Below are 14869 nucleotides of genomic sequence, written 5' to 3'. Positions count from 1 at the left end.
GGGAACGAGCATGGCGGCCATGAAGCCGCGGACGGGCGACGGCCCGCTCGAGGTGACCAAGGAGGGGCGGGGCATCGTCATGCGCGTTCCGCTCGAAGGCGGCGGTCGGCTTGTCGTCGAGCTGACTCCGGACGAGGCCGATGCACTCGGCGATGCCCTCAAGAAGGTCGTCGGCTGACGCGGAAGCGACCATACCTGTCGACTGCCCCGGTACCGCAAGCGGTGCCGGGGCAGTCGTGTATACGCAGGTCAGATAGCGTGCCGAAGCAATTTCTGCGGGGCTCGGGACGCGGCGTCAGCGCTTGACGGCGCAGAGCAGCCCGTCGCCGACCGGGAGCAGCGAGGGCACCAGGTCCTGCGCCTCACGCACCGCCCGCAGCAGCTCCCGCATCCGCAGGACCTCCACCGGCTGGGGGCCCGAATCGACCGTCCGGCCGTCGGCGAAGACGCCCTCGAAGCAGACGAGCCCACCAGGTCGCAACAGGCGCAACGATTCAGCGAGGTAGTCGAGGCACTCGGTGCGGTCGCCGTCGCAGAAGACGAGGTCGTACCCGCTGTCAGCGAGCCGGGGCAGCACGTCGAGGGCCCGTCCGGGGATGAAACGCGCCCGATTGCTCGCGAATCCTGCGGCGCGGAACGCCTGCCGGGCGAACTGCTGTCGCTCCGGCTCCGGATCCACCGTGGTCAGGACGCCGTCGGGCCGCATGCCGTGCAGCAGATGGATTCCGGACACCCCGGTCCCCGTGCCGATCTCGGCCACCGCCTTGGCGCCCACGGTGGCAGCGAGCATCCGCAGCGCGGCGCCCGCGCCGGGCGACACCGGGCGGGTGCCGGCCTCACGGGCCCGGTCCCGGGCCCAGCGCAGCGCGTCGTCCTCGGCGACAAAGGCGTCGGCGAACGCCCAGCTCGTCTGCCGGTTGCCGGTAATGGCCCTCTCCTGTCCCCGTGGTTGCCTGCGCGTGACTGTATCCGTTGGTGGCGGGAACTCGCAGATGGGACCGGGCGTTTAAGGGGGCAGGGGAAAACGGCGTGGGAAAGAGCGCGGGGGTGGCCGGTGGACCGACAGAGCAATCAGCGCAGGCGAAGCGCCCGGCGCCCTCAGGCAAATCTCAGTAAAAACGCTTATCCGGAGCTAACGGGCGAGGTGGCTATGGTAGGGGCTCCACTGGACACCACCAGAGCCGATAGGGGAGGTGCGGCTGCGCCTGTGGATCGGGGAGGAGTGCTGCGGCGCTTTCTCAGGTCGGCGGGTGAGCCGAAATCCGTGACCAACATTGCTGACCGTTCCAACGCCGCCCGTTCCGCGCAGACCGCGACCTTTGCCGCTGACGCGGAATCGCAGGCGTGGACTCCCCCGACCTGGGAGGAGATCGTCAGCACGCACAGCGGCCGGGTCTACCGCCTCGCCTACCGCCTGACGGGTAACCAGCACGACGCCGAGGACCTCACACAGGAAGTCTTCGTCCGCGTCTTCCGCTCGCTGTCGACGTACACGCCCGGCACCTTCGAGGGCTGGCTGCACCGCATCACCACGAACCTCTTCCTCGACATGGTGCGCCGCAAGCAGCGCATCCGCTTCGACGCCCTCGGCGACGACGCGGCCGAGCGCCTGCCGAGCCGCGAGCCGTCGCCGCAGCAGGTCTTCCACGACACGCACTTCGACGCGGACGTCCAGCAGGCGCTGGACACCCTCGCGCCCGAGTTCCGTGCGGCCGTCGTGCTGTGCGACATCGAGGGCCTCTCGTACGAGGAGATCGCCGCGACCCTGGGAGTCAAGCTCGGCACGGTCCGCAGCCGGATCCACCGTGGCCGCTCGCAGCTGCGCAAGGCCCTGCAGCACCGGTCGCCGGAGGCCCGCGCCGAGCGTCGCTCGCTCGCGACCACGGGCGTTCCCGCGCTTGGAGGAGGGGGCGCGACCGCGTGAGTGGATCACGTCCGGACCCCGCCGAGCGGCAGCTCGCCGAGCACCATCTGGGAGACCGGCTCGCCGCCCTTGTCGACGGCGAGCTGGGCCATGACGCCCGCGAGCGGGGACTCGCCCATCTGGCCACCTGTCCGAAGTGCAAGGCCGAGGCCGACGCGCAGCGCCGGCTGAAGAGCGTCTTCGCCGAGGCGGCACCACCGCCTCCCACCGAGAGTTTCCTGGCGCGACTCCAGGGGCTCCCCGGGGGAGGCGACGACTCACACGGCGGCGGCACCCCGTTCGGCGGGGGAGGACTCGGCGGCAGAGGCTTCGGGAACGGAGTCTTCGGAGTAGACCCCGAACCCTTCGGCTACGCCCCGACCGGCCGCCACAACGCACTGCTCGCCAGTGCCCCGGCCGTGGAGCGCGGCTTCCGCATCCATGAGGTCGGCCGCGGTGACAGCGACCGCGCGGCCTCGCGTGGGCGCCGCTTCGCGTTCGCCGCCGCCGGTGCGGTGTCGCTGGCCGCGATCGCGCTCGGCGGCGTCTCCACCGGCGTTCCCGCCGACACGGGCGGTGACGTCCGGGGCGGCGGTTCGGGCAGCAACGCGACACCGCTGCGCACCCAGAGCGCCGGCGTCGCCACGGCGGCCGAGTCGCAGCGCCGCCGGAACCTGTCCCCGATGCTCGGACAGCGGGCGGGCGGCGCGCTGAACGCGCCGGTCGCCGCCACGGAGTCGGGCGCCCCCCTGCTGTCCGGCATGGCCACGCAGCCGGGGGCGCAGAGCGCCGTCTACCCGCTCGCGGCCCCGCTCCTCAGCGGGACCCGGACGCTGTCTCCGCTGATACGTCCCGCCGCATCCGTCCCCGCAGTCCCCCTGTCCGGCGTCGGCACCGCTTTCGAAAGCCCCGGCCCGGGCCCGGAGTCCAGCCCCGGGTCAAGCCTCGCGGCGGCCCCCGCCGCGTCGCCCTCCGGCACGCCCACGGCCTCCGCCCGCTGACCCTGCCCTCTGCGCGCCGGCCCGCGAACCTGGTTGAATCCATGGTGAGCGGCCGCGCCCGCCGGGCGATCCCGGGGTGCGGCGCCGAGGGGCGGTCCGACTGGGGCGATCGCCGTGTGGCTGCCCGTGGGTCGTTGCCGCGGGCCAGGTGTGGGGAGAGCGGCGGAACATGGACGAGGGGAAGCCCACAAAGGCGAAGTGGTGGAGCCGCCCCCGGCCGACCGGGGACGCTCCGCGCGACGACGGCGACTTCGAACTGGCCGAGCCGGCGCCCGCACCCGTGGTGTCGGGATCCGGGGATGTGTCCGATGCCGCAGAGACCCTCGCCGGGAACGGTGAGGGCGCGGGTGATGAAGCGTCGGTTGCGGGCGCGGGTGCCGGTGAGGGTTCCCGTGACAGCTCTGCCGTTGCCGATGTGGTGACGACTGAAGCTCCCGGTGGTCCCGCGCAGGTGGCCGGTGCCGTGGCGGGCGAGGCCGAACCCGCGCAGGCTGCCGATTCCGTTGTCGCCGAGGGGTCCGCTGGGGCGCCCGGTGAAGCCGTGACGGTTGATCAGGGTGCCGTGCAGCAGGCGCGGCCGCGTCCTCTGCATGCGCCGGACCCCTACGGCACGCCGCCTTACGGTGAGCCCGGGCCCTGGGCCCCCGCGCCGCCTGTCCAGCACCCGGCCGCCGCCACCCCCGCGCAGGGCACGGCCATGCCGTCCCCGGCCCCCGGCACGCCCATGCCGCCGGAGCACGGCACCCCGCCGCCGTACGCCGGCGGACCGATACCCCACGCCGCCCCGTACGCCCCGCACCCGGCGGATCAGGCACCGGTGCCCGTCGAACAGCAGGCCCACCATGCGGCACCGCCGCTCGCGGGCGGCTCGGCGGGGCCCGGGACGGTACCGGGCGGACCTGGGCTCAACCCGCCCCAGCCCGGAGGGCCCTGGCAGCGGTACGACCCCTGGAGCACGCCCGCGCCCGCGGACGGCCAGCGACGTGGGACCAGGCGGGGGCGGCGGCTGCTCGTCGTCTGGACCGCAGTGGTCGCGCTCGTCGCGGGCGGGATCGGTGGCCTCGTCGGAACGTATCTGGAGCGCGACGGCTCGTCCGCCGACGTGGAACTGCCACAGGCCGACGCCGAGTCCGTGAAGCGCGACCCCGGCAGCATCGCCGGTATCGCGGCTCGCGCCCTGCCGGGCGTCGTCACGATCCACGTCAGCGGTTCCGACGCCCAGGGCACCGGCACCGGCTTCGTCCTCGACTCCCAGGGCCACATCCTCACCAACAACCACGTCGTCGAACCGGCCGGCAGCAGCGGCGACATATCGGTCACCTTCAGCGGAGGCGAGACCGCCAAGGCCGAGGTGATCGGCCACGACTCCGGCTACGACCTCGCCGTCGTCAAGGTCACCGGCGTCCGCGGTCTCAAGCCCCTCGCCCTCGGCAACTCGGAGAACGTCCAGGTCGGCGACCCCGTCGTGGCCATAGGCGCGCCCTTCGACCTGGCCAACACGGTGACCTCCGGGATCATCAGCGCCAAGGAGCGGCCCATCACGGCCGGCGGCGAGAAGGGCGACGGCAGCGACATCAGCTACGTCGACGCGCTCCAGACCGACGCACCCATAAACCCGGGCAACTCGGGTGGTCCGCTGGTCGATGCGCAGGGTCGCGTCATCGGCATCAACAGCGCCATCCGCTCCGCCGACAGCGGCTCGGACCTGGAGGGCGGCCAGGCCGGCTCGATCGGCCTCGGTTTCGCCATCCCCATCAACCAGGGCAAGCGCGTCGCCGAGGAGCTGATCAACACGGGCCGCGCGACCCACCCTGTGATCGGCGTCACGCTCGACATGGACTACTCGGGTGACGGGGCCCGTGTCGCGACGAAGGGCAACAACGGCGGTTCGCCGGTGAATCCGGGTGGCCCCGGTGCCAAGGCCGGGATCGAGGGCAGCGACGTCGTCACCGCGGTGGACGGGGCGCGTATCCACTCCGCCGAGGAACTCATCGTCAAGATCCGGTCCCACCGGCCCGAGGACCGCCTGGCCCTGACCGTGGAACGGGACGGCAAGGAGCGCAAGGTCACCCTCGTCCTCGGCTCGGCGGACGGCAACTGACGGGGCAACCGACGGCGCGCGGCAAGCGCCCCACCGCGGTCCCCGCCCCGGCCCTTTGGGGGCCGGGGCGGGGGCCCTGGTGAGGCGCCGCGGCAAGCGCTTGTGCGACGGCTGAGCCCAGACGTAGTCCAGTGGCTACCGGACGGACAGCAACGCCGGGTACCGTGGACCCGGTCCGGAACCCGGAAGACCTGCCACGGAGACCTGCTGCGGGCCTGAGGACACGCTAGGAGCGCAAGGTGTTCAACGACATAGGCCCACTCGAGCTGCTGACGCTCGTCGTCCTCGCGGTGCTCGTCTTCGGCCCGGACAAGCTGCCGAAGGTCATCCAGGACGTGACGCGCACGATCCGTAAGATCCGCGAGTTCTCGGACAGCGCCAAGCGGGACATCCGCGAGGAACTGGGCCCGGAGTTCAAGGACTTCGACTTCGAGGACCTCAACCCGAAGACGTTCATCCGCAAGCAGCTGGACAACGACGAGCTCGGGCTGAAAGAGATCCGCAACGGCTTCGACCTGAAGAAGGAGATGGCCGAGGTCACGGAGGCCGTGCAGAGCGCGGACGAGGCATCGTCCGGCTCCGGGGCCGCCGCCGCGTCGTCCGGTTCGGCTCCCGCCAAGATCGACATGCAGAAGAGGCCGGAGAAGCCGGCGGCGGACGACCACCCGCCGTACGACGCCGACGCGACCTGAGGCGTTCCGACTCGCCGCGCAGCGTCCCGGCGACCCGCCCCGCGTACCTGGCGGAACCCGGGGTCGCGTACCCGGGTGTGGCATCCTGCCTTGTTGTTGCGCGGATCGGTGGCGAGGACGCCCGAGGGGGGTGGGCCGCCGCGGTCCGACTGAGCGAGGAGGCGGCCGGGTACATGGAGACGACGAGTCGGGTAGGCGCGCAGGCGCCCGCGGCGGAAGGGACCCCCGAGGTCCTGACGGCCCGGCGCACGGTCGACGGCTACCTGCAGGCGCCCTTCCCGTGGTACGGCCTCGACGAGGCGTACACGGGGCCGCGGTGGCTGACGCAGGTCGGTACCTCGGCGGAGGGCGCCGTGGAGCACGGTTCCATCGGGCACGGCGACGAGCCCACCCTGCGGAGTGAAGGACCGGCAGGAAGGGACGCCAAGGAGCGGTTCACGGTCGTCGTGACCGTGGCGGCCAGCCCGGTCCGGCGCAGCGCCGACGGCACGGGTGTCCTGGAGGCGACCTCGGTCTCCTCGGCGGCCTGGCTCGCCGGGGTCGGCCTGCTCAACGTCACGTGGCCGGGGCAGATGGACCACACCCTGCGCGACGACTGGCTGGACCAGCAGACCGAGACGGCGTGGGTCCTCGCGGACGACCTCGACGGCGCGGACTGGACGATGCTGTCCCTGCCGGTGGACGGCGTCCCGACGCCGTTCCACTACCGGGAGTCGGAGTTCGGCTGGGTCCTCGCCGGGTCGACGCAGCAGGGCGTGCACCTGGGGGCGTACGGGCGCGGCATGAGCGCGTACGGTCTGGGCTTCTCGATGATCAAGGACATCGGCGCCTACGAGGCGTAGACGTTGGGAGTACGCCGATGGGGCACGGTCGCGATGACCGTGCCCCATCGGCGTACTCCCTGAGGGTCAGAACTTGTTGCGCGGGGTGATTCCCAGCGACATGCCGGACAGGCCGCGCTGGCGGCCGCCCAGCTTGCCGGCGATGGCGCGCAGGGCCGAGCCCGCGGGGGAGTCGGGGTCGGAGAGGACCACCGGCTTGCCCTCGTCGCCGCCCTCGCGCAGCCGGACGTCGATCGGGATGGAGCCGAGCACCGGCACGTTCGCCCCGGTCGTCCTCGTGAGGCCCTCGGCGACGCGCTCGCCGCCGCCCGTGCCGAACACGTCGACCATCTCGCCGCAGTGCGGGCACGGCAGGCCCGCCATGTTCTCGACGACGCCGACGATCTTCTGGTGGGTCTGGACGGCGATGGAGCCGGCGCGCTCGGCGACCTCGGCCGCCGCCTGCTGGGGCGTCGTGACGACGAGGATCTCCGCGTTCGGGACGAGCTGCGCGACGGAGATCGCGATGTCGCCCGTGCCCGGCGGCAGGTCGAGGAGCAGGACGTCCAGGTCGCCCCAGAAGACGTCGGCGAGGAACTGCTGGAGCGCGCGGTGCAGCATCGGGCCGCGCCACACGACGGGCGCGTTGCCCGGGGTGAACATGCCGATCGAGATGACCTTCACGCCGTGCGCGGACGGCGGCATGATCATGTTCTCGACCTGGGTGGGACGCCCGTCGGCGCCCAGCATGCGCGGCACGCTGTGGCCGTAGATGTCGGCGTCCACGACGCCGACCTTCAGGCCGTCGGCGGCCATCGCGGCCGCGAGGTTCACTGTCACCGAGGACTTGCCGACGCCGCCCTTGCCGGACGCCACCGCGTACACACGGGTCAGCGAGCCGGGCTTGGCGAAGGGCACCTCACGCTCGGCCGTGCCGCCGCGCAGCGCCGCGGCGAGCTCCTTGCGCTGCTCGTCGCCCATCACGTCCAGCGTGACGTCGACGCGCGTGACGCCCTCGACGGCCGCGACCGCGTCGGTCACGTTCTTGGTGATGGTCTCGCGCATGGGGCAGCCGGAGACGGTGAGGTACACGGTGACCGCGACCGCGCCATCCGCGCCGATCTCCACCGATTTGACCATCCCCAGCTCGGTGATGGGTCGCTGGATCTCGGGGTCGTTCACCGTCGCCAGTGCTTCGCGCACCGCGTCTTCCGTAGCCATACGCCGATAGTACGGCGCGGTAACCCTTGTCCGGAAAGCCCTGTCAGCGGTCGTCTACGTCACGTCTGTGACCTGCGTCGGCCGCGGAGCCGGTCGGGAAGGTCACGCGGTGGTCCTCCAGCTCCTTGAGCAGGTCCTGGAGTTCGGAGCGGATCCAGTCGCGGGTGGCGACCTCGCCGAGGCCCATCCGCAGGGCGGCGACCTCGCGACTGAGGTACTCGGTGTCGGCGATGGAGCGCTCGTTCTGCTTGCGGTCCTGTTCGAGGTTGACCTTGTCCCGGTCGTCCTGCCGGTTCTGCGCGAGCAGGATGAGCGGAGCGGCGTACGAGGCCTGGAGCGAGAGCATCAGGGTCAGGAAGATGAACGGGTACTGGTCGAAGCGCAGGCTGCTCGGCGCGGAGACGTTCCACACCACCCACGCGATGATGATCACCGTCATCCAGACGATGAACCGGCCCGTCCCCAGGAAGCGGGCGATGCGCTCCGAGAGGCGTCCGAAGGCCTCCGGGTCGTAGTCGGGCAGCAGTTTGCGGCGCGGGGGGCGCGGCAGGTCGAGCCGGAAGCGCGGCGCCCGCGCGCCCTCGGGGCGGCCGTCCCGCTCGCGCTCAGCCGGCGCCATGGTCCACCTCCGCGTCGGCCAGGTGGAACTCCTGCTCGCGCCAGTCCTCCGGCAGCATGTGGTCGAGGACGTCGTCCACGGTGACCGCGCCGAGCAGCGAACCGCTCTCGTCGACGACGGGCGCCGCCACCATGTCGTACGTCGCGAAGAACCCGGCGACGACCGGGAGCGCGGCGGACGGCGCGAGGGCCTGGAGGTCGTCGTCGAGCATCGAGGACACCAGCGTGTACGGGGGATCGCGCAGCAGCCGCTGGAAGTGCACCGTGCCGAGGTACTTGCCGGTGGGCGTCTCGTCGGGCGGCCGGCACACGTAGACCTGCGCGGCCAGCGCGGGGGAGAGGTCGGGGTTGCGGACCCGGGCCAGCGCGTCGGCGACGGTCGCGTCGGGCCGCAGCACGATCGGCTCGGTCGTCATCAGACCGCCCGCGGTCTTGTCCTCGTACGCCATCAGCCGTCGCACGTCGGCCGCGTCCGAGGGCTGCATCAGCGCGAGCAGCCGCTCCTTGTCGTCCTCGGGCAGCTCGCCGAGCAGGTCGGCGGCGTCGTCCGGGTCCATCTCCTCCAGGACGTCGGCGGCGCGCTCCTCCTTGAGCTTGCCGAGGATCTCGATCTGGTCGTCCTCCGGCAGCTCCTCGAGGACGTCCGCGAGGCGCTCGTTCGTGAGGGCCGACGCGACCTCGGCCCGGCGCTTGGGGGAGAGGTGGTGCAGGACGTTGGCGAGGTCGGCCGGGCGCAGCTGCTCGAACGTGGCGAGGAGGTTCTCGGCGCCCTGCCCGTGCTCCTCCAGCGAGAACCCGTCGACGGCCGACCAGTCGACGGTGAGCGTCTCGCCCTTGGCGCGGCGGAACGCGCCACCGCTCTTGCCCTTGCGTACGAAGACCCGGTCGATCTCCCAGTCCCTGCGGGCCGGCAGCTGCTGGACGGAGACGTCCAGGACCGTCACCTCCTCACCGGACTCGACGAGCCGCACCCGCCGGTCGAGCATCTCGCCGAGGACGAGCCGCTCGGTGGGCCGCTGCTCGAAGCGCCGCACGTTCAGTACGCCGGTGGTGATGACCTGGCCGGACTCGATGCCGGTCACGCGGGTCATCGGCAGGAAGATGCGGCGACGCGTGGAGAGTTCCACGACGAGCCCGAGCAGCCGGGGCGGGCGGCGGCCGACGCGCAGCATGGCGACGAGATCGCGGACGCGCCCCACCATGTCGCCGTTGGGGTCGAAGACGGCGATGCCGGAGAGGTGCGAGACGAAGATCCGGGGGGCGCCTGCCGCCATGCGCCGCGCCTCCTTTACATCCTCATTTGTCCTGAAGGTGTCCTTCAGGCTAGCCCGTCCCGGTCCCGTGCGCCTTTGTGCTGCGTCCGGACGGACTGGCTCCGTTCACCGCAGGTGACACGGGTACGCTGCCGTTCTGCCGCCGAGCAAGACGTCGTACGAGAGGTAGCGCGAGCCGTGACCGTACTTCCCCTGGCCCGCCGTTCCCCAGGGATCTTTCTGGTGGGAGTGATGTGCCTCGGGCTCGCGGCGTGCAGCAGCGAGGATCCGGACGCGGGCACGAACGGCGTCGCCGAACTGACCGCCCCGAAGATCCAGAGCCGCACCGTCAAGGCCGCGCAGGGCGCCGGTGCCGTCCATCTGTCCGGCACGGTCGTCAGCGGCGGCCACTCGTACAAGATCGACATGCGGCTCAAGGACGAGGGCGGCACGGGATCCGTCACGACGGGCGGCCGGAGCTTCCAGCTGCTGCGGGTCAAGGAGCATCTGTTCCTGAAGGCCGACGCGGACTTCTGGACGCACCAGGACAGCAAGGGTTCGGGCAGCGCGGCGCAGGGGGGCACGGCCGCCGCAGCGGACAAGCTCGACGGCAAGTACGTCAAGGTCCCGCAGGGCGACCCGGCCTACAAACGCCTGAGCGGCTTCACCGTCAAGGGCGCGCTCCTGGACGGACTGCTCACCCTGCACGGCAAGGTGGAGAAGGGCGACCGGGGTTCGGCGGGCGGCGTACGCACGGTCGAACTCACCGGCGACAAGGGCGCCGGCGGCACGCTCGACGTCTCCCTCGAGGGCACCCCGTACCCGCTGCGCCTGGAGCGCGCGGGCGGCGGTGGCACGCTCCAACTCGCCGACTGGGGCAAGGACTTCACGCTCCGCGAGCCGGGCAAGGGAGACACGGTGGACTACGGGGCCCAACTCCCGAATTCCTGAAACCCTCTTGAAGGGCCCTTACTTCCCGCGCCGCTTGCGGCGGAGCAGGAGGTGGGGGAGCGCCGCGGGGGCCTCTCGACGGGTGGTCGCGGTCGTGGCGAGGGGCGCCGCGGCCAGCGCCTCGGACGACGGCGGGAGCGTGGTCCCCGTCGGCTCCAGGCGGAGCACCCGGCACTCCTGTGCCCAGCGTTCCGGCATCGCCTCGCCGTCCGGCGCGTTCAGGCGCTTGCCCTTCAGCTCGGCGACGGCCGCCTCCCACCCCTCGGAGTGCGGGGCGAGTTCGACGACCCGGGCCGCCCAGCCCACGAGGCGCCCGCCCTTGTCCTTGCTGCGCACGGTGACGGTAGCCGCCCCGCCGTCGACGAGGCCCGGCAGCGGCTGCTCGCCGGGCCCGTCGCCGACCAGGTTCGCCGCGCCCTCGTGCCACACGTGCCACAGGGCGCGCTCGGGGCCAATGGCGCCCCGTACCCAGATCAGGCCGGACTTCTTGGTGGCCTCCTCGACGAGGGCCTGGTCCATCAACAGGGATGCCGCGGAGCCGCTCGTCGAGGGGTGGTGGGCGGGAGAGGGGCTGGCCTGATCCGTCATGGGCGCCAGCCTAGAGCCTGTCCGCCGGCCGTTCAGAGCCACCCGTTCCGCTTCAGGATGCGGTGGATCGCGAAACAGGCGCCCACCGTGACGCCGAGGACGAGCGGGTAGCCGAACCGCCAGTGGAGCTCCGGCATGTGCTCGAAGTTCATGCCGTACACGCCACAGACCATCGTCGGTACGGCGATGATCGCCGCCCAGGACGTGATCTTGCGCATGTCCTCGTTCTGCGCGACGGACGCCTGCGCGAGGTTGGCCTGGAGGATGGAGTTGAGCAGTTCGTCGAAGCCGACGACCTGCTCCTGCACGCGCGCGAGGTGGTCGGCGACGTCACGGAAGTACTTCTGGATGTCCGGGTCGACGAGCCGCATCGGCCGCTCGCTCAGCAGCTGCATGGGCCGCTGGAGCGGCGCCACCGCCCGCTTGAACTCGAGGACCTCGCGCTTGAGCTGATAGATCCGCCCGGCGTCGGTGCCTCGCGGAGCGCCCTTGCCCGTCTGCGAGAAGACGTCCGTCTCGACCTCGTCGATGTCGTCCTGCATCGCGTCGGCGACGGCGAGATACCCGTCGACGACGTGGTCCGCGATGGCGTGCAGGACGGCGGACGGGCCCTTGGCGAGCAGCTCGGGGTCGTCCTGGAGCCGGTGCCGCAGCGCCCGCAGCGAGCCCTGGCCGCCGTGCCGGACGGTGATGAAGAAGTCCCGCCCGGTGAAGCACATCACCTCGCCGGTCTCCACGACCTCGCTGGTCGCGGTGAGTTCGGCGTGCTCCACGTAGTGGATGGTCTTGAAGACGGTGAACAGGGTGTCGTCGTAGCGCTCCAGCTTGGGGCGCTGGTGGGCGTGCACCGCGTCCTCGACGGCGAGCGGGTGGAGCCCGAACTCGGCGGCGATACCCGCGAATTCGGACTCGGTCGGCTCGTGCAGACCGATCCAGGCGAAGCCGCCGTCGCGGCGCGCCTTGAGGATCGCGCCGCCGGGCGTCAGGCAGTCGCTGTCGTGGACGCGGGCGCCGTCGCGGTAGACGGCGCAGTCGACGACGGCCGTGGACATCGACGGGTCGCGGGTGGTGTCGTACGGGGCTGACGTGCTGCCGGTCTCGCGCGGCGCGGGGCGGACGGCGGCACGCAGGTCACGGATCATCGACATGGGCAGGCTCCTTCGCGGGCGGGAGCCGCCGGTGGCCATACGGGTCGGCGCTAACCGGAATGAGGACGTCCTGACTGCGGATCCTGTGTGCACGTCCACAAAGCGGGGAGCACCGCACCGGCGCGGTGGCGGCTTCGCTACTGATTCAGATCAGGCGGAAACGAAGTGCTCTTCCGTGGTGCGCAGACAGATTCGAGTGTGCGCTGAAAGCCGGGAAAATGCGGCTCAGTGGCCGGAAGAGCGAGTGGTACTGCACGGTCGACTTCGGTCCATTGCAGCCCCACCTCCTCCAGCCGGTCCCCCGTGAGGGACGACGTCTCATCCCTCGCAGGGGACGCATGTAGGTCAGGGGCTCGAAAGCGACGCTTGGCGTGCTGCCCCGACCAGCGGCCTAGACTATCAGCCGACTGAAGAAGCGAGCCCCGCCTTTACCCATTGGATGCGAGTTCTATGCTCGCGACATGGGAGATGTTCTTGCTCTGGTCGAGGCCCGGCTGCGTACGGCCCTCGGTGAACCGGACGCGCGCGCCGCTGTCACGTTCCTCGGCACCGACCGCATCGAGGTGCTGCGCTTCACGGACGCGGCGGACACCGGCCTCGTGCGCTACGCCACGCTCGGTATGTCGGCCGCCCCCATGGCCGACCCGACGTCCGCGCTCGCCGACCCGCTCAAGGGTCCGCGCGCGGAGCTCGTGCTGTCGGTGCGCGCCGGTCGCGCCGACACCGACAAGGTGCTGCGCCCGCTCGCCGTGCTCGCCGCGTCGCCGCAGGTCGAGGGGGTCGTCGTGGCCGCGGGCGCCTCGCTCGACGTGGGCGAACCCCTGTGGCCCGGCGCCCCGTTCACGTCAGTGCTCGTCGCGGAGTCCGGGGGCCTCGTGGAGGATCTCGAACTCGACGATCCGCTCGATCCCGTACGGTTCCTGCCGCTGCTGCCGATGACGCAGAACGAGGCGGCGTGGAAGCGGGTGCACGGGGCGGCCGCCCTCGAGGAGAAGTGGCTGAACAGCGGAACGGACCTGCGCGATCCGCTGCGCAGGTCCGTGTCCCTGGATCAGTAGGGGTCAGTTCGCGAAGACGGAGATCCCGTCCTCGCCGGCGTGCTGCGGCGCCAGTTCCTCGGCCTCGTGGGTGAGCGCGCTCCTGCGCACCCACACGACGACCGCGCCGAGCAGCGCCGTGATCGCGGCGACCACGAACGGGATGTGGATGTCGGTCCACTCCTCGATCTTCGGCGCGAAGTACGGGGCGGCCGCGGCGGCGAACCAGCGTACGAAGTTGTAGCCGGCGCTCGCCACGGGCCGCGGCGCGTCCGAGACGCCGAGCGCGAGCTCCGTGTACACGGTGTTGTTCACGCCGATGAAGGCGCCGGACACGATCGTGCAGACGATGGCGGCGGTGTGGCCGCCGTACCCGAGGACCAAGACGTCGGCGGCGAGCAGGACCAGCGAGCCGCCGAGCACCTTGAGCGACCCGAAGCGGGCCTGCATGCGCGGCGCGACGATCACCGAGAAGAACGCGAGCAGCACGCCCCAGGCGAAGAAGACGCCGCCCGACTTGTACGGGGTCATGTTCAGGACGAACGGCGTGAAGGCCAGGATCGTGAAGAACGTGTAGTTGTAGAAGAAGGCCGACACGGCGGCCGAGGCGAGCCCGCCGTGACCCAGCGCCTTGATCGGGTCGAGGATCGAGGTCTTCCTCGCGGGCCGGGGCTGTTCCTTCAGGAACGCCGTGATGCAGAGGAAGCCGATGGCCATCAGGGCCGCGGTGCCGAAGAACGGGTAGCGCCAGCTGGCGTTGCCGAGCAGCGCGCCGACCAGCGGGCCGCAGGCCATGCCGAGGCCGAGCGCGGACTCGTAGAGGAGGATCGCGGCGGCCGAGCCGCCGGCCGCGGCGCCGACGATGACGGCGAGGGCCGTCGAGACGAACAGCGCGTTGCCGAGGCCCCATCCGGCGCGGAAGCCGACGAGCTCACCGACGGAGCCGGAGGTGCCGGCCAGCGCGGCGAAGACCACGACGAGCGCGAGCCCCGCGAGCAGCGTCTTCTTGCCGCCGATCCGGCTGGAGACGAACCCGGTCACGAGCATGGCGACGGCGGTGATCAGGAAGTACGAGGTGAAGAGCAGCGAGACCTGGCTGGGCGTCGCCTCGAGGCCCTTGGCGATGGAGGGCAGGATCGGGTCGACGAGGCCGATGCCCATGAAGGCGACGACGGATGCCCCGGCGGTCGCCCAGACCGCCTTCGGCTGACGCAGCAGGCTGGTCGCCCCCGCGTCCAACGTGTCCCCTTCGGCGGGACCTCCCGCACTTCGGGTGCTGCTGTGGCTCATGCCGGTTCCTCGCATTCGTGTGTCGTTCGCTCGGGGGCGTTCGCTCGGGGTCGTTCGCTCGGGGTCGTTCGCGCGGAGACCGCTCGTGACCGTCGGCGGCCGTGAGCGGTCGTTGGCGTATACACATAATAAATTAGCTCGGCTAACTAATGCAAGTTACATCTAATTTTTCCGGGGAGGTCCCGCGAGACCCCGCCCTCGGACGGGTGATCGTCCTTGACGGAGCGGGAGACGGGGAGGACCGT

The 14869-nt window shown here is 71.5% G+C and carries 15 protein-coding genes; 8 read left to right on the top strand and 7 right to left on the bottom strand.

The genetic code is table 11. The annotated features are described in order from the left end of the window. Positions 1-10: 10 nt before the first annotated feature. The gene (locus tag OG456_RS13110; RefSeq protein WP_003966491.1) at positions 11-178 is read left to right on the top strand and encodes a DUF3117 domain-containing protein; all 168 of its coding nucleotides are present in this window, start codon (positions 11-13) and stop codon (positions 176-178) included. Positions 179-295: 117 nt separating this feature from the next. On the opposite strand, the gene OG456_RS13105 is transcribed toward OG456_RS13110, so the two are convergent. Next, on the bottom strand, positions 296-994 hold the full coding sequence (locus tag OG456_RS13105) for an O-methyltransferase (RefSeq protein ID WP_116510313.1): 699 nt from the start codon (positions 992-994) through the stop codon (positions 296-298). Positions 995-1150: 156 nt separating this feature from the next. Between OG456_RS13105 and sigE the strand changes: the two genes are divergently transcribed. The 5 genes from sigE (at position 1151) to OG456_RS13080 (ending at position 6539) form a co-directional block, all read left to right on the top strand. Continuing rightward, positions 1151-1924 carry an RNA polymerase sigma factor SigE gene (sigE, locus tag OG456_RS13100; protein WP_266560492.1) on the top strand — a complete coding sequence of 258 codons (774 nt, stop codon included), beginning with the start codon at positions 1151-1153 and terminating at the stop codon, positions 1922-1924. After that, positions 1921-2904: a zf-HC2 domain-containing protein gene (locus tag OG456_RS13095; RefSeq protein ID WP_266560490.1), complete on the top strand. Its 984-nt coding sequence runs from the start codon at positions 1921-1923 to the stop codon at positions 2902-2904. Before sigE ends, OG456_RS13095 begins: the two co-directional genes overlap by 4 nt. 169 nt (positions 2905-3073) lie before the next feature. Then, complete coding sequence (locus OG456_RS13090; RefSeq protein WP_266560488.1) at positions 3074-5005, top strand: trypsin-like peptidase domain-containing protein; 1932 nt, start codon at positions 3074-3076, stop codon at positions 5003-5005. 239 nt (positions 5006-5244) lie between these two features. Next, entirely contained in the window at positions 5245-5697 is a 453-nt protein-coding gene (locus OG456_RS13085; RefSeq protein ID WP_266560486.1) for a sec-independent translocase, read from the top strand. Positions 5698-5870: 173 nt separating this feature from the next. Beyond that, positions 5871-6539: a hypothetical protein gene (locus OG456_RS13080; protein WP_266560484.1), complete on the top strand. Its 669-nt coding sequence runs from the start codon at positions 5871-5873 to the stop codon at positions 6537-6539. Positions 6540-6605: 66 nt separating this feature from the next. On the opposite strand, the gene OG456_RS13075 is transcribed toward OG456_RS13080, so the two are convergent. From OG456_RS13075 to OG456_RS13065, 3 genes are read right to left on the bottom strand one after another with little or no spacing between them, the layout of a single operon-like run. Further along, positions 6606-7739, bottom strand: a complete 1134-nt coding sequence (locus OG456_RS13075) for an Mrp/NBP35 family ATP-binding protein (protein ID WP_266560482.1) — start codon at positions 7737-7739, stop codon at positions 6606-6608. A gap of 43 nt (positions 7740-7782) precedes the next feature. Beyond that, entirely contained in the window at positions 7783-8358 is a 576-nt protein-coding gene (locus tag OG456_RS13070) for a DUF1003 domain-containing protein (protein ID WP_266560480.1), read from the bottom strand. After that, positions 8345-9631, bottom strand: coding sequence for a CBS domain-containing protein (locus OG456_RS13065; RefSeq protein ID WP_266560478.1), 1287 nt, complete (start codon positions 9629-9631; stop codon positions 8345-8347). The genes OG456_RS13070 and OG456_RS13065 overlap by 14 nt, the downstream gene beginning before the upstream one ends. Positions 9632-9862: 231 nt before the next feature. Between OG456_RS13065 and OG456_RS13060 the strand changes: the two genes are divergently transcribed. Beyond that, complete coding sequence (locus tag OG456_RS13060; protein ID WP_266569193.1) at positions 9863-10561, top strand: hypothetical protein; 699 nt, start codon at positions 9863-9865, stop codon at positions 10559-10561. Between the two features lie 18 nt (positions 10562-10579). On the opposite strand, the gene OG456_RS13055 is transcribed toward OG456_RS13060, so the two are convergent. Beyond that, the gene (locus OG456_RS13055) at positions 10580-11080 is read right to left on the bottom strand and encodes a hypothetical protein (protein ID WP_266569192.1); all 501 of its coding nucleotides are present in this window, start codon (positions 11078-11080) and stop codon (positions 10580-10582) included. A 101-nt stretch (positions 11081-11181) separates the two neighbouring features. After that, a complete protein-coding gene (locus tag OG456_RS13050; RefSeq protein WP_266560476.1) occupies positions 11182-12297 on the bottom strand; it encodes a magnesium and cobalt transport protein CorA in 1116 nt (371 codons plus the stop codon). A gap of 461 nt (positions 12298-12758) precedes the next feature. Here OG456_RS13050 and OG456_RS13045 point away from each other — a divergent pair, with 461 nt between their 5' ends. Then, positions 12759-13355 carry a suppressor of fused domain protein gene (locus OG456_RS13045; RefSeq protein ID WP_116510288.1) on the top strand — a complete coding sequence of 199 codons (597 nt, stop codon included), beginning with the start codon at positions 12759-12761 and terminating at the stop codon, positions 13353-13355. A 3-nt stretch (positions 13356-13358) separates the two neighbouring features. Here OG456_RS13045 and OG456_RS13040 read toward each other — a convergent pair whose 3' ends face one another. Further along, complete coding sequence (locus tag OG456_RS13040) at positions 13359-14624, bottom strand: MFS transporter (RefSeq protein WP_266560473.1); 1266 nt, start codon at positions 14622-14624, stop codon at positions 13359-13361. Positions 14625-14869: the final 245 nt, after the last annotated feature.

It is taken from the genome of Streptomyces sp. NBC_01446 (assembly GCF_026340095.1).
Classification (GTDB): domain Bacteria; phylum Actinomycetota; class Actinomycetes; order Streptomycetales; family Streptomycetaceae; genus Streptomyces; species Streptomyces aureus.
This window is presented reverse-complemented; position numbering and strand designations above follow the sequence as displayed.

What these genes read in the sequence shown, in the direction of transcription:
- OG456_RS13050 (WP_266560476.1), bottom strand. Translation starts at nt 12,297, where the DNA reads ATGTCGATGATCCGTGACCTGCGTGCCGCCGTCCGCCCCGCGCCGCGC.
- OG456_RS13075 (WP_266560482.1), bottom strand. Translation starts at nt 7,739, where the DNA reads ATGGCTACGGAAGACGCGGTGCGCGAAGCACTGGCGACGGTGAACGAC.
- OG456_RS13040 (WP_266560473.1), bottom strand. Translation starts at nt 14,624, where the DNA reads ATGAGCCACAGCAGCACCCGAAGTGCGGGAGGTCCCGCCGAAGGGGAC.
- sigE (WP_266560492.1), top strand. Translation starts at nt 1,151, where the DNA reads ATGGTAGGGGCTCCACTGGACACCACCAGAGCCGATAGGGGAGGTGCG.
- OG456_RS13055 (WP_266569192.1), bottom strand. Translation starts at nt 11,080, where the DNA reads ATGGACCAGGCCCTCGTCGAGGAGGCCACCAAGAAGTCCGGCCTGATC.
- OG456_RS13090 (WP_266560488.1), top strand. Translation starts at nt 3,074, where the DNA reads ATGGACGAGGGGAAGCCCACAAAGGCGAAGTGGTGGAGCCGCCCCCGG.
- OG456_RS13080 (WP_266560484.1), top strand. Translation starts at nt 5,871, where the DNA reads ATGGAGACGACGAGTCGGGTAGGCGCGCAGGCGCCCGCGGCGGAAGGG.
- OG456_RS13060 (WP_266569193.1), top strand. Translation starts at nt 9,863, where the DNA reads ATGTGCCTCGGGCTCGCGGCGTGCAGCAGCGAGGATCCGGACGCGGGC.
- OG456_RS13065 (WP_266560478.1), bottom strand. Translation starts at nt 9,631, where the DNA reads ATGGCGGCAGGCGCCCCCCGGATCTTCGTCTCGCACCTCTCCGGCATC.
- OG456_RS13070 (WP_266560480.1), bottom strand. Translation starts at nt 8,358, where the DNA reads ATGGCGCCGGCTGAGCGCGAGCGGGACGGCCGCCCCGAGGGCGCGCGG.
- OG456_RS13110 (WP_003966491.1), top strand. Translation starts at nt 11, where the DNA reads ATGGCGGCCATGAAGCCGCGGACGGGCGACGGCCCGCTCGAGGTGACC.
- OG456_RS13045 (WP_116510288.1), top strand. Translation starts at nt 12,759, where the DNA reads ATGGGAGATGTTCTTGCTCTGGTCGAGGCCCGGCTGCGTACGGCCCTC.